Annotated in this window: 17 protein-coding genes; 9 read left to right on the top strand and 8 right to left on the bottom strand. The window is 70.5% G+C overall.

The genetic code is table 11. The annotated features are described in order from the left end of the window. Positions 1–120: 120 nt before the first annotated feature. The 7 genes from FNH09_RS00440 (at position 121) to FNH09_RS00410 (ending at position 9,500) form a co-directional block, all read left to right on the top strand. Positions 121–852, top strand: coding sequence for a TetR/AcrR family transcriptional regulator (locus FNH09_RS00440; protein ID WP_338017409.1), 732 nt, complete (start codon positions 121–123; stop codon positions 850–852). Between the two features lie 24 nt (positions 853–876). Then, complete coding sequence (locus tag FNH09_RS00435; protein WP_152883844.1) at positions 877–2,370, top strand: long-chain-fatty-acid--CoA ligase; 1,494 nt, start codon at positions 877–879, stop codon at positions 2,368–2,370. 393 nt (positions 2,371–2,763) lie between these two features. Continuing rightward, the gene (locus tag FNH09_RS00430) at positions 2,764–4,281 is read left to right on the top strand and encodes a peptidoglycan-binding protein (RefSeq protein WP_338017408.1); all 1,518 of its coding nucleotides are present in this window, start codon (positions 2,764–2,766) and stop codon (positions 4,279–4,281) included. A gap of 439 nt (positions 4,282–4,720) precedes the next feature. Continuing rightward, positions 4,721–5,344 (top strand): lamin tail domain-containing protein, encoded by a 624-nt coding sequence (locus tag FNH09_RS00425; RefSeq protein ID WP_338017407.1) that lies wholly within the window; start codon positions 4,721–4,723, stop codon positions 5,342–5,344. Between the two features lie 240 nt (positions 5,345–5,584). After that, positions 5,585–8,332, top strand: coding sequence for a winged helix-turn-helix domain-containing protein (locus FNH09_RS49685; RefSeq protein WP_162467910.1), 2,748 nt, complete (start codon positions 5,585–5,587; stop codon positions 8,330–8,332). 126 nt (positions 8,333–8,458) lie between these two features. Next, the gene (locus tag FNH09_RS00415; protein ID WP_152883839.1) at positions 8,459–8,764 is read left to right on the top strand and encodes a hypothetical protein; all 306 of its coding nucleotides are present in this window, start codon (positions 8,459–8,461) and stop codon (positions 8,762–8,764) included. A gap of 1 nt (position 8,765) precedes the next feature. Further along, positions 8,766–9,500, top strand: coding sequence for a DUF4386 domain-containing protein (locus tag FNH09_RS00410; RefSeq protein ID WP_152883837.1), 735 nt, complete (start codon positions 8,766–8,768; stop codon positions 9,498–9,500). Between the two features lie 57 nt (positions 9,501–9,557). Here FNH09_RS00410 and FNH09_RS00405 read toward each other — a convergent pair whose 3' ends face one another. The 4 genes from FNH09_RS00405 to FNH09_RS00390 all read right to left on the bottom strand — a co-directional run bounded on the left by FNH09_RS00405 (position 9,558) and on the right by FNH09_RS00390 (position 13,767). Continuing rightward, positions 9,558–10,067 carry a hypothetical protein gene (locus FNH09_RS00405; protein ID WP_152883835.1) on the bottom strand — a complete coding sequence of 170 codons (510 nt, stop codon included), beginning with the start codon at positions 10,065–10,067 and terminating at the stop codon, positions 9,558–9,560. Between the two features lie 24 nt (positions 10,068–10,091). Beyond that, positions 10,092–11,165, bottom strand: coding sequence for a DNA polymerase III subunit beta family protein (locus FNH09_RS00400; protein ID WP_162467909.1), 1,074 nt, complete (start codon positions 11,163–11,165; stop codon positions 10,092–10,094). Positions 11,166–11,262: 97 nt separating this feature from the next. Next, positions 11,263–12,225, bottom strand: coding sequence for a 2-dehydropantoate 2-reductase (locus tag FNH09_RS00395; RefSeq protein ID WP_152883831.1), 963 nt, complete (start codon positions 12,223–12,225; stop codon positions 11,263–11,265). A gap of 690 nt (positions 12,226–12,915) precedes the next feature. Then, positions 12,916–13,767: a COG4705 family protein gene (locus FNH09_RS00390; protein WP_152883829.1), complete on the bottom strand. Its 852-nt coding sequence runs from the start codon at positions 13,765–13,767 to the stop codon at positions 12,916–12,918. Between the two features lie 343 nt (positions 13,768–14,110). On the opposite strand from FNH09_RS00390, the gene FNH09_RS00385 reads away from it, so the two are divergent. Then, the gene (locus FNH09_RS00385; protein WP_152883827.1) at positions 14,111–14,854 is read left to right on the top strand and encodes an MBL fold metallo-hydrolase; all 744 of its coding nucleotides are present in this window, start codon (positions 14,111–14,113) and stop codon (positions 14,852–14,854) included. Between the two features lie 44 nt (positions 14,855–14,898). Here FNH09_RS00385 and FNH09_RS00380 read toward each other — a convergent pair whose 3' ends face one another. Further along, positions 14,899–15,408 (bottom strand): hypothetical protein, encoded by a 510-nt coding sequence (locus tag FNH09_RS00380; protein WP_152883825.1) that lies wholly within the window; start codon positions 15,406–15,408, stop codon positions 14,899–14,901. Between the two features lie 153 nt (positions 15,409–15,561). Here FNH09_RS00380 and FNH09_RS00375 point away from each other — a divergent pair, with 153 nt between their 5' ends. Beyond that, positions 15,562–15,960 (top strand): hypothetical protein, encoded by a 399-nt coding sequence (locus tag FNH09_RS00375; RefSeq protein WP_238426340.1) that lies wholly within the window; start codon positions 15,562–15,564, stop codon positions 15,958–15,960. Positions 15,961–16,152: 192 nt separating this feature from the next. Here FNH09_RS00375 and FNH09_RS00370 read toward each other — a convergent pair whose 3' ends face one another. From FNH09_RS00370 to FNH09_RS00360, 3 genes are all read right to left on the bottom strand, one after another. Next, positions 16,153–17,418 (bottom strand): ABC transporter substrate-binding protein, encoded by a 1,266-nt coding sequence (locus FNH09_RS00370; protein WP_152883823.1) that lies wholly within the window; start codon positions 17,416–17,418, stop codon positions 16,153–16,155. A 161-nt stretch (positions 17,419–17,579) separates the two neighbouring features. Beyond that, complete coding sequence (locus FNH09_RS00365) at positions 17,580–18,401, bottom strand: carbohydrate ABC transporter permease (protein WP_152883821.1); 822 nt, start codon at positions 18,399–18,401, stop codon at positions 17,580–17,582. After that, positions 18,398–19,357, bottom strand: coding sequence for a carbohydrate ABC transporter permease (locus FNH09_RS00360; RefSeq protein WP_152883818.1), 960 nt, complete (start codon positions 19,355–19,357; stop codon positions 18,398–18,400). The genes FNH09_RS00365 and FNH09_RS00360 overlap by 4 nt, the downstream gene beginning before the upstream one ends. Positions 19,358–19,735: the final 378 nt, after the last annotated feature.

The following is a 19,735-nucleotide window of genomic DNA, read 5'->3' as shown; positions in this document are numbered from 1 at the left end:
CGCCCGGAGACGAGACCGTGCCGCACCGCTCTGGACTTTTAACGTCAATCACGTTGTCATAAGAGCCCACAGGAGGGTCGGACCAGGTCCTGCCGCACGCCCCTCGGAGATCGGAGCCCGGTGAGCACCTTCGACGACAGGGACGACACGGCCCCCACCGACCGGCTCGCGGCCGGACGGCGGCGCCGTACGACGCGGACGGGCACCGTGCTCAGCCAGGAGCTGATCGTGCAGACGGCGATCCGCCTGCTGGGGCAGCCCGGCAACGACGCGCTGAGCGTGCGACGGCTGGGGTTGGCGCTGGGGGCCGACCCCTCCGCGCTCTACCGCTACTTCCGCAGCACCGACGATCTCGTCCTCGCGGTCGCGGACGAACTGATCGGGATGAGCCTCAAGGACGTGCGGATCACCGGCGACTGGCGCGCCGACCTGCGCGGCATCGGGACGGACCTGCACCGCACGTACACCGCCCATCCCCATGTCGCGGTGCTGGCGGCCTCCCGTGTCACCCGCCGTCCCAACGAGATGCGAGGGGTCGAGATCGGTCTGGGTATCCTGCGCGACGCAGGCTTCGGACCGCAGGACGCGGCCCGTTACTACCACCGGTTCATCGACTTCACGCTGGGCTTCGCCGCCATCGACGCGGCCGCCCACGCGCTCCCCACGGAAGCCGGCGCGGCCGATCGCGCGGCCTGGCAGGGGACGTATGCCTCCCTGCCCTCCGACCGTTATCCCCGCATCGCCGAATCCGCGCCCACCCTGGCGCGGACCATGAGCACCAGCGCCTACCCGGGTGCGCTGGAAGTCTTCCTCGACGGAGTGCAGGCGGCACTCGACCGGCACGGCCGGTGAGGGCGCCCGATACAAGGAGGCAACATGTCCAATCTGGCGGAGTTCCTGGCGCACACGGCACGCCGGTACCCCGAGCACACCGCGCTGCGAGTGTCGAACACAGCCGTCTCGTACGCCGAGTTGGACGAGCTCAGCGCGCGTGCGGCCGCGCTGCTGTGCGCCGAGGGCGTGCGCCCCGGCGACCGGGTCGCACTCATGCTGCCCAACGTGCCGGAGTTCGTCGTCCTCTACTACGGCATCCTGCGCGCCGGTGCCATCGTCGTCCCGCTCAACCCGCTGCTCAAGGAACGCGAGACCGAATACCACCTGCGCGACTCCGGTGCCGTGCTGCTGTGCGAATGGCATCAGGCCCCCGGCGAGGGCGCACAGGGAGCGGCCGGCGCCGGTGTGCGCCGACTGGCCGTCGAACCCACCGTCTTCGCCGGAATGCTCGCCGGGTCGCCCCCGGTGCACGAGATCGCGAGCGTGGCCGGCGACGACATCGCCGTACTGCTCTACACGTCCGGCACCACCGGCCGCCCCAAGGGAGCCTCGCTCACCCACGCCGGACTGCGCCACAACACCGAAGTCACCGCCGTGGACGTCGAGTCGCTCACCCCCGAGGACATCGTCGTCGGCTGTCTGCCGCTGTTCCACATCTTCGGCCAGGTCTGCACCCTCACCGCCGCCGTCCACGCGGGCGCCGCGCTGATCCTCGTCCCCCGCTTCGACCCGCAGACCGTGCTCGACGCCATCGCCCGCCACCGGGCGACCGTCTTCGAGGGCGTGCCCACCATGTACGCGGCACTCCTCCAGCATCCGGCCGCCGCCGAGCTGGACGTCTCCTCCCTGCGTCTGTGCGTCTCCGGCGGAGCCTCGCTGCCGGTCGAAGTCCTGCACGGCTTCGAACGGCGCTTCGGCTGCGTGATCCTCGAAGGCTTCGGCATGTCCGAGACCAGCCCCGTCGTCACCTTCAACCACAGCGACCGCCCCCGCAAACCCGGCTCCATCGGCACTCCCATACGTGACGTGGAAGTGCGCCTCCTCGACGACGACGGCCGGGATGTCGCGCCCGGAGCCGTCGGTGAACTCTCCGTACGCGGGCCGAACGTGATGAAGGGCTACTGGAACCGCCCCGAGGAGACCGCCGCGACCGTCCCCGACGGCTGGCTGCGCACCGGCGATCTCGCCCGCCGCGACGAGGACGGCTACCTCTTCGTCGTCGACCGCAAGAAGGACCTCATCATCCGCGGCGGCTACAACGTCTACCCTCGCGAGATCGAGGAGGTCCTGCACGAGCACCCCGCCGTCGGCCTGGCCGCGGTGGTCGGCGTGCCGCACGAGCGGCTCGGCGAGGAGATCGCCGCCGCCGTGGTCCTGCGCCCGCGGGCGAGCGCCACGGCCGACGAACTGCGCGAGTTCGTCAAGGAACGCGTGGCCGCCTACAAGTACCCCCGCCACATCCGGATCGTGGACGCCCTGCCGACCGGCCCCAGCGGAAAGATCCTGAAGCGGCAGATATCCGTGCCCATCGACTGAGCACATCGCACGCCTGCTTCCTGGGGCTGCCGATTTCCCGTATCCGCGCGGGAAGTCGGCGGCAGCGAAATTCGGCCACTTGTGCCGTGAGGCATTGTGCGCATGGGGGCGAGCTGTCACCGTCGTGCGCGGAATAGAGATTCGATCATGAAATTCGACGGCCTCGACCACCGTGTTTGTCGGCGTGGGGAATCTGTCATGAACGGCAAATCCGGCGCCATCGACAATCCGTGGACCCATTGAAGGCATTGAAGGGGATATTTCGCATCCATGAGAAGCACAGTGTTTTTACCTGCTGATACATCCCGTGTCCGGAATCGCGGCAGAATCGGGGCTTTCCTCGCCGCAGCGGCGGTCCTTTCGGCGGCCACCCTGTTCGGTGCCGGTCCGGCGGTGGCCGCGCCCACGGCGATCAAGCTGACCTCCTCGTCCTGTCCCGCCGAGATCGTGCAGGGCCAGGTGAGCGGCTGCGTCACGGAGTTGCAGAACCTGCTCAACGCCCACGGTGCCGGCCTGACGGTGGACGGCGAGTTCGGGCTGAACACGCTGTACGCGGTGCGTGAGTACCAGGCCGCCACCGCGATCGCCGTGGACGGCCGGGTGGGCCCCCAGACCAAGAGCAAGCTGTACACGACGGCGGGTACGGCGCCCGCGCCCATCAACCTGAACTCCGCCTCGTGCCCTGCGGACATCGTCCAGGGCCAGAAGAGCGGCTGCGTCACCGAGCTCCAGCGCCTGCTCCGCCACCATGGCTACGCGGTCGAGGCGGACGGTGATTTCGGGGCGGGGACGGCCACCGCGGTCCGCAGCTTCCAGACCGCGCACGGCCTGACGGCCGACGGGTCGGTCGGGACGAACACCAAGGCCGCGCTCTACAGCACCGACGAACTGCCGCCGACCGGTGTGGACCTGCGGTCCGCGGCCTGTCCGTCGGAGATCGTGGAGGGGGAGAGCGGCGGCTGCGTCGCGACCCTTCAGGCCCTGCTCAACGGCAAGGGGCAGTCCGTCGACATCGACGGCGGGTTCGGCCCCCAGACCCTGGCGGCCGTGCAGGCCTTCCAGTCCGCGAACGGCCTGACGGCCGACGGCCGCGTCGGACCCGCCACCAAGGCCGCGCTGTACTCCAACATCGGCGGTGGCGGCGGCACCGGCGCACCGGCGCCGATCGTCCTGACCTCCGCCTCGTGCCCGAGCGAGATCGTGCAGGGCCAGAAGAGCGGCTGCGTCACCGAGTTGCAGAGTCTGCTCAACCACCACGGGGCCGACCTCGCCGTGGACGGCGACTTCGGGCCGATGACCGCCAGCGCGGTGCGCGACTTCCAGGTCGAGAAGGGTCTGTCGGTCGACGGCAAGGTGGGGCCGAACACCAAGGCCGCCCTGTACGGCGCGGTGACCCCGCCGTCGTCGACCCCGCCCGGCGGCGGGTACAGCAAGATGCTCGATGTGGCCGAGGCCGAGGTCGGCACGGTCGCGGGCAGTGCCCGGGCGAACAGTTACGGCCAGGCCGTGGGCGTCTCGCTGTCCACCAGCAACTACGCCTGGTGCGCGACCTTCGTGAGCTGGGTGGCCCAGCAGACGGGCGCCACGTCCTACCGTCACACCTACGTCGACCACTGGGTCAAGCAGGCGCGGGCGGGCAACTACCACCTCTCGGTGACGACCGATCCGCAGCCGGGCGACATCGTGGCCTACGACTGGGACGGCGGCAGCGACTTCACCGGCGGCAACGAGCACATCGGCATCGTGCGGTCGGTCAGCGGCGGGGCGAGCTTCACCGCCGTGGAAGGCAACACCAGCAACCCCACAACCGGTTCGGGTTCGGGCGTCTACATCAAGAACCGCAGCACGAACAGCGGCGTACGACGTCGTCTTCATTCGGGTCCGCTGACGGGGTGCCGGACACGCCGATGAGGGGTAGTGATCCATCGGCCGAGGCCTGACGGAGCACGACCCGGGGCGGAGGGCCGTTACCCACTTTCGGGTGACGGCCTGCTCCGTTTCGGGATCGTGCGGCGCGGTGGCGGGGCGATGTCGCCCAACGCTCACACGGTGCTGGCGGCCTGGCGGGCTGTCAGGGACGGGCGCCGTCGGCGTATGTGGGCGATACATCCAAGAGTCACGGAAATATGGTCAATCTGTAACAGGGGCGGGTTTCCCCATCAAAGGCGGCCAATTCCGGACATGGTGTGCGTGCGGCCGCAAAAAGGGGCCGTGACCTCGTACATCGCGCCGGTGCCCGGCGGCCGCACGGCCGCTCGTGGGCCGGTGCCCGCACCGTCAGGGGGACATTTTGTCCACTTCTGTCTCTGTTACCGCTCGTCGTCTGTCTCCGCGCCGTCTGGTCGCCGCCGTGCTGACGGCCGGCGCCGTGGTGGGTGTGTCGGCGCTGCCGGCGTCCGCGGCCGGAATGGCCCGTCCGCACCAGCCGCTGGTGGAGATCACGGACGTGCAGGCCGACTCCCCCGGGCGTGACGAGCGTTCCGACCGTTCGCTGAACAGGGAATGGGTCGAGCTGACCAACAGCACGCGCCGGGTCGTCAACCTCGACGGCTGGACCCTGCGGGACGACTCCGGCCGTGTCTACACCTTCCACCACTACCTCCTGGACGGTCGCGACACGGTCCGTGTCCACACCGGTCGGGGCCTCGGCACCCGCACGGACCTGTACCAGGGCCGCCGCGACCACGTCTGGGACAACTACCGCGGCACCATCACCCTGCGGGACGACCGCGGCCGCTTCGTGGACGACGAGTCCTGGGGCCGCTACCGCCACGACGGTGACTACCGCCGTCACGGCGACTACCGCCACGACCGTGACTACCGCCGTCACGACGACTACCGCCACGACCGTGACTACCGCCGTCACGACGACTACCGGGGCCACGGTGACGACCGCCGTCACGGCGACCACCGCGGTCACGGCGACGACCGCCGTCACGGCGACGACCGGGGACACCGCGACGACCGTCACTGATCCCGCACACCGCGCCGGGGCGGCCGAACACGCCACCCGGACACGGTGACGACACGGCGGCGTGTCCGGTCCTCACAGGGCCCGGCACGCCGCTGCCGTGCTGTGAAGACCCTGTCCCGTGTTCCGCGGGGCGGGGTCTTCCGCTGTTCGCGGTGACGGAAAGCGGTCCCGCTGGGCCCCGCGTGGCGGGATGCCGTACTTTCGTGTGCAGCGGCTCGAACACGCGGGAGGGGACCTCTTGTGGCAAGCCCGCTGATCGAGACCAAGCTGTACCGCCCCCGGCTACGGCAGGGTGTGGTGGCGCGCCCCCGCCTCGGCGAGTTCCTCAGCCGCGGGTCGAAGTCGAGGATGACGCTCGTATCGGCCCCGGCCGGCTTCGGGAAGACGACGGCGGTCGCCGAGTGGCTGGCGGGCGCGGCCGTCGACGGGCGGAGTGTGGCCTGGCTGTCCCTCGACGCCCGTGACAGCCAACCCGCCTCGTTCTGGACCTACTTGGTCACCGCTCTCCAGCGGGCCGCGCCCGGTGTGGGCGTTGGTGCCCTGCCGCTGTTGCAGTCGGCCCGGACGGCCGTCGAGACCGTCCTGGCCACCGTGCTCAACGAACTCGCTGCCCTGACGCACCCGCTCGATCTGATCCTCGACGACTACCATCTCGCCGACACTCCGGACATCCGGGCGGGGATGACGTTCCTGCTCGAACACCTCCCGCCGCAGGTGCACCTGGTGATCTGCACCCGCGCCGACCCGGCACTGCCGCTCGCCCGGCTCCGAGCCCGCGGCGAACTGGTCGAACTGCGCGCCGCCGACCTCCGCTTCACCGCCGACGAGACGACGGCCTATCTCGACGGGGCCGTCGGGCTGAAACTGATCGAGGCGGATATCGAGGCGCTGGAGCAACGTACCGAGGGCTGGATCGCCGCACTCCAGCTGGCGGCGCTCTCGCTGCGGGGCCGCGAAGACGTCTCCCGTTTCGTGGCGGGCTTCGCGGGGGACGACCGGTACGTCGTCGACTACCTGGTCGAAGAGGTCCTCGGACGCCAGAGCGACGACGTACGCGACTTCCTGCTCCGCACCTCCGTCCTCAACCGCCTCCACGGCCCGCTGTGCGACGCCGTCACCGGACGGCGGGACGGCAAGGCCATGCTCGAACTCCTCGACCGGGCCAATCTGTTCGTCGACCGACTCGACGACAGACGCCGCTGGTACCGCTACCACCACCTCTTCGCGGACGTCCTGCGCACGCATCTGGCCGACGAACACCCCGGAGAGGTCGCGAACCTGCACCGCCGCGCCGGCCAGTGGTACGCCGACGCAGGTGAACCGGTGCCGGCGGTCAGCCACGCCCTTGAGGCGGGAGACGTCGACCGGGCGGCCGACCTCGTCGAGCTTGCGATACCGGCGTTGCAGCGGGACCGGCAGGAAGCCACCATCTGCGGCTGGATCAAGGACCTCCCCGACGACATCGTGCGCGTACGTCCGGTGCTCGCCGTGGGCCTGGTCGGCGCGCTCATGACCCGCGGCGAGTTCGAGGGGGTCGAGGAGCGTCTCGACGGGGCCGAGCGCCTCCTCGGAGACTCCGAACAAGGGGACACGGCCAGCGAGTTGGTCGTGGCCGACCGTGGCGCGCTGGCCAGGCTGCCCGGCGCGATCGAGATGTACCGCTCCGCCCTCGCACTGGTCCGGGGCGACCCGTCGGCGACCGTGCGCCACGCACGGCGAGCCATCGACCGGGCAGCCGCGGACGACCACGTGGTCCGGGCCGCGGCAGCGGCCCTGTCGGGGCTCGCCGGCTGGGGCAGCGGAGACCTGGACGCCGCCCACGCCTCCTACTCCGCCGCCGTCGAGGGTCTGCTGCGGGCCGGGTATGTCGCGGACGTCCTGGGCTGCTCGATCACCCTGGCCGACATCCGTATCACCCAGGGCCGACTCACCGACGCGCAGCGCACCTACGAGCGGGCCCTGCGGCTGGCCGCCGAGGCACCGGACACCCTGCGGGGCACCGCGGACACGTATGTCGGGCTGAGCCAGATCGCCTGGGACCGAGGAGACGCCGCGGCCGCGACCGCACATCTGCGGCGGGCGCGGGAGCTCGGCGAGCACGCCGGACTGCCGCAGCACCCCTACCGGTGGCGGGTCGTACAAGCCCGGATCCTGGACGCCGAGGGTGACCGGGCCGGTGCCCTGGACCTGCTGGACGAAGCGGAGCGCGTCTACACCGGCGACCTCTCCCCGAACGTACGCCCGGTCCCGGCCACCCGGGCCCGGCTGCTGCTCACCCACGGCAACCTGGGCGAGGCCCGCGACTGGGCCCGCCGACAGGGGCTGACCACCGACGACGAGCTGTCCTACGTACGCGAGTACGAGCACCTCACCCTGGCCCGGATCCTGCTCGCCGCGCACCGGGCCGACCCTTCCGGAGCCGAGCTCACCGCCGCCGCCCCCTTCCTCCGGCGGCTCCTCACGGCCGCCGAGACCGGCGGACGCACGGCCAGTGTCATCGAGATCCTCGTACTCCAAGCACGGGTCCACGACGCCCACGGCGACTCCGGCGCTGCCGTCGCCGCCCTGGAGCGGGCCCTGACCCTGGCCGAACCCGAAGGCCACGTCCGCGTCATCGTCGACGACGGACCGCCCGTCATCGCGCTCCTCACCACTGTCGTGCGACAACGGCCCGGTTGGGCGTACCCGCGTCGGCTCCTGGACGCGGCCCACCGGATCGGCGGCTCCACCGGAGAGGAAGCGGGTACGACGTCCGCCACCGCGCGGCACGAACTCGTCGAGCCGCTGAGCGAGCGAGAGTCGGAAGTGCTGAGGCTGCTCGCCAGTGACCTCGGCGGCCCGGACATCGCCCGCCGGCTCCACGTGTCCCTGAACACCCTGCGCACGCACACCCGGCACATCTACACCAAGCTCGGAGTCAACAACCGGCGCGAAGCGGTCCGGGCGGCCGCAGAGCTCGACCTCATCTCCCGCGCCCCCGGCCGCTGAAGCAGGCGCCCCCGAAGGCCCGGCCGCCCGATCACCACCCCGGTCACCACATGTGGTGACGACCGCTCACCACGCTGCCTGCGACCTTGCAGGGGACCTACGGACCCGCAAGGCCCAAGGAGCGTCATGAACACTCCGACCACCGGCCCTCGGAACCGCCGTCCCAGCTGGTACGAGATCCGCCTTCAGGGCCGTCTCGACCCCCGCTGGGCGACCCGGTTCGACGGCATGACCCTCACCACCGAAAGCGACGGGACCACGCTTCTTCAGGGCCCCGTCGTGGACCAGGCGGCACTGCACGGCCTGCTGCACCGACTGCGCGACGTCGGCCTCCCCCTGGTGTCGGTCGCCCGGGTGGAGACGGGCCCACCGGAGGTCGACCCGACGACACCGCAACCCCGCACACCCGACGATGCTGAACCCGGAGACTGACATGACCAGCACCATGCCGACGGCCTCGACCGCACACGCACACACCGACGGGACGAGGAACCACGCCCGCGCGACCGGAGCGTTCTACCTGGTCACCTTCGTGGCCTCCATCCCCGCACTCCTGCTGATCGCCCCTGTCCTGGACCACGCCGACTACATCGTCGGCCCCGGCGCCGACACCCGGGTGCTGTGGGGGTGTCTGCTCGACCTGATCAGCGCCCTGGCCTGCGTCGGCACCGCCGTCGCGGTCTTCCCCGTCGTCAAACGGACCGGCGAGGCGCTGGCCCTGGGCTTCGTCACCGCGCGCCTGGTCGAGGCCGCGGTCATCCTGATAGGCGTGGTGAGCCTGCTGTCCGTGATCACCCTGCGCCAGGACCTCGCGGGCGCGACCGGTGCGGACGCGGCGACACTGGTCACCACCGGGAAGGCGCTCGTGGCCGTCCGCGACTGGACGTTCCTGCTCGGCCCCGGCTTCATGCCCGCCATCAACGCCCTGCTGTTCGGCACGCTGCTGTACCGCTCCCGGCTGGTGCCACGCCTCATCCCCGTCACGGGCTTCGTCGGCGCTCCGCTGCTCCTGGCGGCCGGTGTCGCGACCTTCTTCGGCCACAACGACCAGCTCTCCGCGTGGTCGTTCCTCGCGACCCTGCCCATCGCCGCCTGGGAACTCGCGGTCGGCACCTACCTGCTCGTCAAGGGTTTTAGGCCCGCGACCCTCATCGCCGGACGGGCGTGAACGGCCCCCCGGCCGACGCCGGGGACCCCACGACGGTCAGGGACCCGATCCCGTACGTCAGACGGTGGGACCGGGCGCCGAGGGCCGCTTGGCGGTGTCCCGCCGCGCGATGGCCTCGGCGACCTCCTGGACAATGCCTCGGATCATGTCCCCGTAGGCATCCCGGGGAAGGCCGGGGGCGTGTGCTCCGGCCGCGGTGATGTGCTCGGCGGCGGCTTCGAAGGAGCCCAGGCGGCGGTAGTTGTCGGCCAGGTTGAGGTGCAGGGACGGGTAGAAGCCGGCGATGTGCAGGTCGGCGTGGTGCTCCTGGACGCGCTGCTCGGTCACGGCGTCGGCGGCGTCCAGGGCCCGCACGTCCCAGGCGAGGGCCTGGGCGGGATCCTCGTAGAGATCCGCCAGGTAGTGGGCGAGGGAGCAGCGGTGCAGCGGGTCGCCGGTGACGCCGATCCGCGACCACAGGCTCAGGAGCTTCCGGCGGGCGGCGGCGATGTCGCCGGTCCGGCCCTCGACGACGGCGTGGCCGATGGCTTCCATGGTCGGGTCGTGGACGGCGGGCGCGGTGGTCATGGACGGTCCTCTTCTGCGTCGTTGTCAGATCGTGTGGTCGGCCTTGACGGGCATGGCCAGGGTGGTGAGATCGCCGCGGTCGGCGGAGCGGATCGTGACGGGCTGGTCGTCTCCTCGCAGGTCGAGCATCACGTCGGGGCCGATCGCCGTGCTCACGGCGGGGTAGAGCGTGGTCAGCTCGAACCGGATCCGGAGGGTGTCGCCCGTCGTGGCGGCGGGGAGCGGGATGCCGGGGTGCTCGTCGTCCACCGGCCGGACGTCCACGGTGTGCTCGGTGATGTGCAGCGCGACGCGTTCGCCGGGGTGTTCTTCCAGGGCACGCAGGAGCAGGTCCTTGGGGACCGTCGTGCGGGTGGTGACCTCGCGCAGTGACGCGAGCAGCACGCGGTGGTCGGGGAACTCCTCGGACAGCAGTCGGCAGTGCCGGTCCTCCCGCCCGGCCAGGCGCAGCCACATCCCGTGCGGCACCGCTTCGAGCCGCACCAGCGCGCTGCGGCGGACCTCGGCGGCAGCGGCCCGCAGATCGTCGCCGTCGACCGTGCCCACCCAGGTCCGTCCCGGCGGCTGCGTCGGCACCAGGGTCCGGGTGGCGAGCCGGTAGCGGTCGGTCGCCGTCAGCGCGACCGCTTCATGACTCGCCTCGATGTGCAGACCGGCGAGGACCGGCAGCCCCGGCTCATGCGCGGTCGCGGTCAGGACCTGCTCGACCGCGTCCGCCAGCACCGGGCCTTTCAGCACCGCGATCGGCAGCGCGGGCGCGTCGCCGACGAGCGCCGACTTGATGACGGCGGCCGTCCGCAGCGCCGCTGCCGCGTCCCCGGCGATCTTCGCGACATGCTCGTCGAGCAGCCGCGACGCCTCGTGCGGCTCGGCGTCGAGGACCGCCTCGACAGCCGCGAGGGGCATGGCGATCTCGCGCAGCCGACGCAGCGCGGTCGCCCGTACCACCTGGTCGGCGCAGTAGTAACGGTAGCCCGAGACCGGGTCGACCTCGGCAGGGGACAGCAGCCCGGAGTCGGCGTAGAACCGCAACGCGCTGGCGGTCAGGCCAGTGCGCTGGGCGAACACCCCGATCGGCATCAGTTCGGAATTCGGCACCACGCCATCATTGGCCTTCAACCAACTCGAAGGTCAACATCGACGTGCGGTGTCCACGACTTCGTGGCCGGCGGCAGCAGGGGGCGCGGGTGGGGGCTCAGTGGGCGACCGGCGGCCGGTGTCCGGCGGTCGCCAAGCGGTGGTCGTGGACGCGGAGCTGGAGGGCGGCCAGGTCCAACAGCGGGGTCTCGACGCCGAGGGCGCGAGCCCGGGAGGCCAGGTCGCCGAGTATGTGTTCCCCTTCGGTGGGCAGGCCGGCGGCCGTGTCGCGGTAGAGGGAGGCGGTGTCGGTGGAACCCACGAGTGTCAGGTCCGCGCCGATCCGGGACAACTGCGCCTCGGCGAGCGGGTGGCCGGCCGCCTTCGCCACGGCAGCCGTCTCGGCGAGCAGCGCAAGGCCGAGCCGGCTGCCGCCGGCGGCGACGATGTCGCCGACCGTGCCGCGCATCAGCGTGGTCAGCGCGCCCAGCGTGCTGATGAAGGCCCACTTGTGCCACATCGCGGTTCGGATGTCGGTGGAGACGGTCAAGCCGAAGCCCGCGCCGGACAGGGCCCGGCCCAGCCGCTCGATCCGCGGGGTCGAGCCGCCGGTGAGCTCGCCGATCACCATGTCACCGACCGTAGTGCCGTCGAGGGTGTCCAGCAGCCGGACGTCGCCGTCGGCGTCGAGGGAGGCGATCACCTTGACCACTCCACCCAGTGCGGCCGCACTGCCGAAGCGTTCGGTGACGGCGTCCAGGTGGGCCAGGCCGTTGAGGAACGGCAGCACGACCGTGCCGGGGCCGACGGCCGGAGCCAGATCGGCCAGAGCGTGGGGCAGCGCGCGGGCCTTCACCGAGAGCAGCACCAGGTCGTAGGAGCCGTCGAGCTCCCCGGGCAGCACCAAGGACGGCCGCAGCAGCACCTCTTCCGTGCCCGGTCCGACGATCCGCAGCCCTCGCGCCCGCAGCACCTCGGCGCGGCGCGGCCGTACCAGGAAGGTGACGTCCCGTCCGGCCTGTGCCAGCCGCCCGCCGAAGAAACCTCCGGTGGCCCCTGCTCCTACGACGAGAATCCGCATCGCCCTGCTCCCCCGTCCGCGCGACCGCCTGCCGCCGCCGTGCCTGATCGACTGTTCGGTGCATGGGCCAACCCGGCCGCGGTGACGATAATTCCTCGGCCCGCGGCAAGGCCACGGCCGACGGCTGAAGGCCGGGCCGTCTCGGGGAGCCGTTTCCGCAGCAGGACAGCGCCGGATTCGGCGAGCCGGTCGACCGGCGTGCGCGGTCCGGGAAGGATGACGCGCAGCGTCTCGATGTCGGCGTGCCGGCGCGATCCGGCTGCCCGGCGCTCCCGCACCCGGGCGATCTCGGGATGCCCACCGCGACCGGAACGGCGGCACCCGTATGGTGCGGCCGACGCTGGAGAGCCTGCGGACTTCCTCGTCAGTCACGCAGGAGCGAGGATCTCGTGACACCCGCGGCATGCTTCACCCGGCGTCGCGGTGCGAGGAATGCGGGATCCGGTCGGAGGCCCGGTCTGCCGGCCGACCGGCCCGCTACTGCGGAGCGACCTGCCGACAGCGAGCACATCGCCGCCGCGTCCGTCGGCCGTGACGAGTTCCGCTCGCGTGGCACCCGGCCCGTACTGTCGGGGCGAGGTGCCCCGAGCCTCGACGGGGCGTGGTTCCCCGCCGAACTGCCGGGCGCCGACCTCGAAAGGTGTCGGCGCCCGGTCACCCCGCGAGCGGGTCGGCCTTCTGGACCAGCATCTACGCAGTGGTGGCCGCGCGTTCCTGAACGTGCGCGTAGGCCATGAGGCCGAGCAGGACCGCCAGCAGGACCGCCGAGGAGCCGGCGGTGCCGAGGTCCAGACCGCCCTTCGCGGCCGGCTTGGTGAGGAAGTCGCCCGCCGTCGCGCCGAGCGGGCGGGTGAGGACGAATGCGATCCAGAACAGCAGCACGTTCGGCACCACGGGCACCTTCATCAGCGCCACCAGGACGAGGAGCGCCCCGGTCACCAGCAGCGCACCGCCGGCGTAGCCGAGACCGGAGCTGTCCGAGAGGAAGTCGCCCATCGAGGTACCGAGCGTGTTGGAGACGAGGATCGCCGACCAGAACAGGGCCTCGCCGCGGAACGTGACGATGTCGCGGATCTGGAACGTCATCCCGCTCAGCCGCCAGACGGCGAAGATGACCACCAGGATCGACAGCAGGATCGCCGCGCCGGACGGGTAGCCGAGGCCCAGGCCCTGCGGCCCCCAGCCGAGTGAAGTGGCGCCCACGGACAGATACTTGGAGCTGGCGTCGCGGTTCATGAAGTCGGACATGGTGGTGCCGGCCATGCTGGTCGACAGGATCACCGTCCAGTAGAAGAACGGGTTGTAGCGGCTGGAGCGGAGCTGGACGACGAGCGTCACCACGAAGATCAGGAACAGTGCGATCGTGGTGAGGAAGTAGCCGAGCTTCAGGGTCTGGGAGAACAGGTCTCCGGCGGTCTCGCCCAGCGTCGTCGCGGCGACTTTCATGACCCAGAACGCGAGGGTGACTTCGGGCAGTTTCTTCATCACCGATTTCGTCGAGCTCGCGACATCGTGGTCGGTGAGGACTTCAGGCTGCTGCAAGGTGGGGGGCTCCTTGTGCGTCGTACGGCAGGGCGCTCGCCCCACGACGGGGCCGAGCACCCTGCCCCTGGAGCGACCGTGACGAGACGATCGCAGTCAACGACCATCGCAGCGCCGACCTGAACACATCCTGAACGCCTGCCCTGTGCCTGATCAGACGGCGTGGCGCGCGGGCCGACGGGGCGGCGCCACGCCGTTCGGCGCTGTCGCCGGACATACGAGGCCGAGGACGACGCCACAGTGAAACCCCCTCGACGGACTGGGCCATCCGGAGTACCGGGAGACCCTCTGACCGCGAGGCCCAACCAGGTCTGACGCAGGGCTGGTTGAGTAGGGTCGCCGTATGCGACTCACCGTTCTCGGCGGCTGCGGCGCCTGGCCCACCGCACGGCAGGCGTGCAGCGGCTACCTTGTCGAGCACGACGGGTTCCGGCTCCTGATCGACCCGGGGTACGCCACCTTCCCCCGTCTGCTCGACCACATGACCCCCGACCGGGTCGACGCCGTGCTCGTCAGCCACGGCCACCCCGACCACTGCGCCGACCTCAACCCGCTGCTGCGGGCCCGCGGACTGAGCGACCCTCCTGCCCCCGCACTGCCGTTGCACGCCCCGCACGGAGCGCTCGACGCCGTGCTCGCACTGGACCGGCCGGGCATGCTCGCCGCCGCGTACACCCTGCGCCCGTTCCGGCCGGGGGAGCGGTTCGGGATCGGCCCGTTCGCCGTCGACACGTGGGAGCTGCCGCACTTCGTGCCCAACGCGGGCCTGCGGCTGACCGCCGACGGCACCACCCTCGCCTACACCGGCGACACCGGCCCCAGCCCCGAGATCGTGCGACTCGCCCGCGCCGCCGACCTCTTCCTGTCCGAGGCCACGTATCTGTACGAGGTGCCCGACCCGGGCGACGCCCCCTATCTGCTCACCGCGCGCGGCGCCGGGCACTACGCCGCCGCGGCCGCCACCGGACGGCTGCTCCTCACCCATCTGTGGCCCGGCACCGACGCCGACGCCGCCACCGGGGCGGCCGCGAGGGCGTACGACGGGCCGGTGGCCGTCGCGACCACCGGCCTCGCCATCGAGCTCTGACGTTCCGCCCCTCACGAAGGGCGGACCCGCCCGTTCGGGCCCTCTCAGTGGTCGGGCCCGGACTCGGGGAGGTCGGCGGAGATGCTGTCGATGCTGCCGTCCGAGAGGACCGTCGTGTGGACATGGACGGGCCGGATCGGATTGGGCGGCACGAACGAGCCCGGCGGGGAGATCTTCAGGAAGCGCGGGAGGACGGTCAGCGGGCTGACCGGGTCCGGCGGCCAGGCGACGATGTTCCGGTCGCTGCCGACGAAGCGGTAGAAGCCGCCGGTGGTCCGTCCGACGCCGGTGGTGTTGCGCAGCTGACTGGTGATGGTGGCGGTCCCGCCGCCGCCCCGGTTGGCCACCGTGACGACGCTGATGCGGATACGCCCGACGATGTCGACCGGCTCCGGAGTGGTCGACAGGGTGCCGCTCAGGGCCAGCTCCAGGGTACGCCGGTGGACGATCGGGGCGGCGGTCGAGGCGGAGGCGGTCGCCGTGGGGACGGTGAGCCCGAGCAGGGACACGAGCAGGAGGATCTTGCTGAGGGCACGCCGGGAGTGGCCGCGCATAGGTGCTCCAATCAGTGCGGCGGGACCGCATGGCCGCCCCCTCCCGCCGAGTACGTCCAGCCTGACCAGGCAGGCGAGCCGATGTCCTGCCGGACCGGGCGGACGGGTGACCACGACGACTGGGCGCCGCAGCGTCGGGGACACGGAACAGCCATGCTGCTGGCCTGGATCGCCATGCTCGTCACCACTGTCGTCAACCCGTCCGCGGTCGACGACAACGCGGTTCCCACGACGGCCGTGGTGGTCGCGGTGTACGCCCTGAAGTTCGGATGGCGTCGGCTGACCGCCCGGCTGGGTGCGAACAGGTGCTACCTGTGCACGGACGGTGTGGCCGTCAGCAACCGGTTCGGGCGGGTACGGGACTCGGTGGCCTGGAGCGAGGTGACCGGGGTGCAGCAGACGGTGATCGTGGGTCACGTCGTGGCCGGCCACCGCATCGAGATATTCAGAAGCTCTTCCGCCGCACCCCTGTGGTTCGTGGCGCCAGGAGCGAAGTCGGCTCTGGTGCAGGCTCTGCTCCAGGAAGGCAGACGCAGCGGCGCCCTCCAGTGATCGCCTGCCGTCGCCGTCATGACCGATGGGAAGCTGCCGTCGCTTCGGAGCCGCGCACAGGAGTGGGGCCCGGTCAGCGGGCCGAGGACGGCCCGCGTCCGTCGCCGGCGTGGAGCGCGGCGGCGTGCGGGCCGTCCTGGGCGTCGATATCGGTGTCGGTACGGGTGTGAAACCGGTGCCGGTGTCCGGGCGTCAGCTCTTCTTGGCGGCGTCGTCCATGCTCTTCAGCGCCTCGTCGACGCTCTCGCTGCCGGAGAACAGCTTCTGCACCGCGGTGAAGTGAGTGGCCTGGACCTCGGGGTTCGGCCACCGCTGGTCCATGAACGGCACGGTCTTGCCGTTCTTCTGCATGTCGATCAGGCCGGTCAGGGCCGGGTCGGCCTTGAAGGAGTCGTTGGGCAGCACGGGCAGGGTGCTGCCCTTCTCCGCGTAGATCTTCTGGCCCTCGCTCGACGCGAGGAACTCGACGAACTTCTTGCCCTCGGCCGCGTGCTTGCCGGCGGCGTTCAGACCGTACGCGGCGGAGACGGCGGCGGGTATGCGGGTCTCGTCGGCGTTGTTGGTCGACGGCAGTGCGAACATGCCCAGTTCGGCGTCGGCGCCCGCCTCCTTCTGCACCTGCGGGATGCTCGTGGTCACCTGGACCACGCCGACGGCCTTGCCCTGGGCGACGTCGGAGATGGACGTCTCGTAGCTGGTGCCGTTGGGGTTCTTGCTGAAGCAGCCCGCCTTGTCGAGGTCGAGGTACTTCTGCATGGTCTGCTTCCACGCGGAGCCCGCGAACGTGGCTTTTCCGGCGCTGAGTTCGGCGTCGAAGTCGGGGTTCTGGGCGTAGACGGTCGTCGCGGCGAGGGAGTAGTCGACCAGCTGGGTCACCCAGTTGGTCTGGTTGCCGAGGGCGAGCAGCACCTTGCCGTGGTCCTTGGCCTTGGTGCACAGGGCGAGGACGTCGTCCCAGGTCTTGGGCTCGGTGCCGCCGATCTCCGTCAGCGTCGCCTTGTTGTAGATGGCGCCGATGCCGTTGAAGGTGACGGGGACGATGTAGGTCTTGCCGTCGACCTGGGTGACGCTCTTGTCGCCGTCGGAGATCTTCGAGGCGAAGGAGTAGCCGCTGAGGTCGGCGAGGTAGCCGCCCTTCTGGAGGACCTGGAGCGCTCCGGGGTTGCCGTTGCCGGGCCAGACCGTGAAGACGTCCGGAGCGGTGCCGGAGGACAGCTGGGTGCGCAGGGTGGACTGGAGCTGGTCCGTGTCGGCGTAGGTGACGCTGACCTTGATGTCGGGGTTCGCCTTCCGGAAGGCCGCGACGACGGCGTCCATGGGCTCCCGGTCGGTGGAGTTGGCGGCGACCCGCAGGGTGTCGCCGCCGCCGCTGCCCGCGGTGTCGGAGGTGCAGGCGGCGGTGAACGCGGCGAGGCCGAGGACGGCCAGCGTGGCGGCGGCGGGACGGCTTGCTCTCATGACGGCTCCAAGGTGTTCAACGGGATGGAGAGGTGTTGCACAGCCGACGCCGGGCGTGGGGTACCGCGAGGGCGGCTCGGAAGGGACGAGCGGCTCGAAAAGGACGAGCGGCGGGCTCGGCAGGGACGAGCGGCGGGCTCGGCGAGGAAGGCGGCGGGCGGTCAGCCCTTCAGGCCGCCGGCGAAGCCCTGGATGATGCGCTTCTGCATGAGGAAGTAGGCGGCCAGGACCGGCAGGATGCCGATGATCAGACCGGCGAAGACCATGGGCCACTGGGAGACGTACTGTCCGACGAACCCGAACAGGGCCACGGGGATGGTCTGGCGGCCCGACCCGCTGAGGTAGAGCAGCGGGGTGAGGAAGTCGTTCCAGACGAAGATGACGTTGAGGATGACCACCGTCCCGGTGATGGGCCGCATCAGCGGGAACACCACCCGGACGAAGGCACGTACCGGACCGCAGCCGTCCATCAGCGCAGCTTCCTCGTAGCCGGGGTCCAGGGACCGCAGGAACCCGGTGTACATGAAGATGGAGAACGGCAGTTGCAGACCGGTGTAGAAGATGATCAGGGCCAGAGGGTTGCCGAGCAGGCCCAGGTCGCGCATGGTCTGGTAGAGCGGGATCAGGGCGAGCTGGAAGGGCAGCAGCAGCCCCAGCATGAAGACCGCGAAGACCCACCGCGACCAGTGCCGGGTCGACCGGGCCAGCGGATACGCGGCCGCGGCGGCCAGGGCGACGATCAGTACGACACTGCCGGCGGTGACCATGAAGCTGTTGCCGATGGCCGCGCCCAGCCCGGCCTTCTGCCATGCGTCGCCGAAGTTGGCCAGCGTCGGGTGCGAGGGCGGAGCGATCGGTGAGGCGGTGTCGCCCTCCTTGCGCAGGGCGATGGAGACCAGCACGTAGACAGGGAAGGCGAAGACCAGCCCGACGAGGACCATGACCGCTTCGAGAAGCCCTGTGCGCCATGTGTAGCGGTTCATGAGTTCTTCTTCTCCTGGCGGCTGAGGTAGCCGTACTGGAGGCCGCTGACCACGATCACGAAGAGGGTCAGCACCAGGCCCATGGCGATGCTGTAGCCGTACTTGTTGAACTGGAACGCCTGCTTGTAGATGACGGTGGACAGGGTGTCGGTGGCACCGCCCGGGCCGCCCTGGGTCATCACCCACACCTGGTCGAAGAGTTTCAGTCCGCCGATGATCGACAGCATCAGGTTGATCGTGATGGCCGGGGCCAGCATCGGGCGGATGACCGACCAGAAGCGCCGGACCGGGCCCGCGCCGTCCACCGCCGCGGCCTCGTAGATCTCCTGGGGGATCGACTGGAGTCCGGCCAGGAAGATGACCATGGAGTAGCCGGCGAACTGCCAGACGACCACGGCGACGACCGACCACAGCGCCACATCGGGGTCGCCGAGCCAGTCCTGGCGCAGGAAGCCGAGACCGACCGTCTTCAGCAGGGCGTTGATCGCGCCTTCCGGGGCGTAGAGGTACTTCCACAGATAGGCGGTCACCACGGGGGTGATGACGGCCGGCGCGAAGAAGAGGACACGCAGGATGTTGCGGCTCTTGAGGTGGGCGTTGACGCCGAGGGCGAGCAGCAGACCGATCGCGTTCTGCACGATCGTGATGCTGAGCGCGGCGAGCAGCGTGGTCCCCACCGCGTCCCGTGCCGCCTGGTCGTGCCACAGGGTGCGGAACTGGTCGAGGCCGACGAAGTGCTTGACCGGGCTGATGCCGTCCCAGTCGGTGAAGGCCCACCAGCCGCCCTGCGCGCTGGGCACCAGCACCACGAAGGCGAAGAAGGCCAGGGCCGGCAGGACGAACCACCAGGGGGCACGCTGGCGGGACAGCCGCCGCTTGCCCGTGTGCGGTGCGGGCGGCTTGTCCGGTGGCCCGTCACGGTGCTTCTGGAAGGAACTGGTCGCCACTGTGGCCATGTCGGCTCTCCATCGAGTCGTGCAGCGCGCCGTTCAGCCGCCACGATGGTGTTTCGCTGAAGCTGAAACGCTTCAAATCACTGGCCAGAAGCTAGGTTCGCCGCAGAGTGCTGTCAAGAGTGATGTCGTGATTACTCATCCCTCTTCTGCTCCCGCTCGGTGCGTCGGCTTCCGGGATCCCGTGCGGCTCCTCGCCTTCGCTGACTGTGTTTCAGCAGCTCAGAGGACCCTATGAAGGTGTTCGAGGGTGGCTGACGAAGGCAGTTGGCATCCGAAGACGTGCTTGACGTGATCGCGTGGACGTCCTTACGGTGTGCCTCATCCGGTGATTGAAGCGTTTCACTATTTTTATCGACTGGCTGCATCTCCCACGGAGAG

Source organism: Streptomyces adustus (assembly GCF_009377175.1).
Classification (GTDB): Bacteria; Actinomycetota; Actinomycetes; order Streptomycetales; family Streptomycetaceae; genus Streptomyces; species Streptomyces adustus.
Note: the sequence above shows the minus strand (reverse complement) of the source record. Positions and strands in the feature narration are given on the sequence as shown.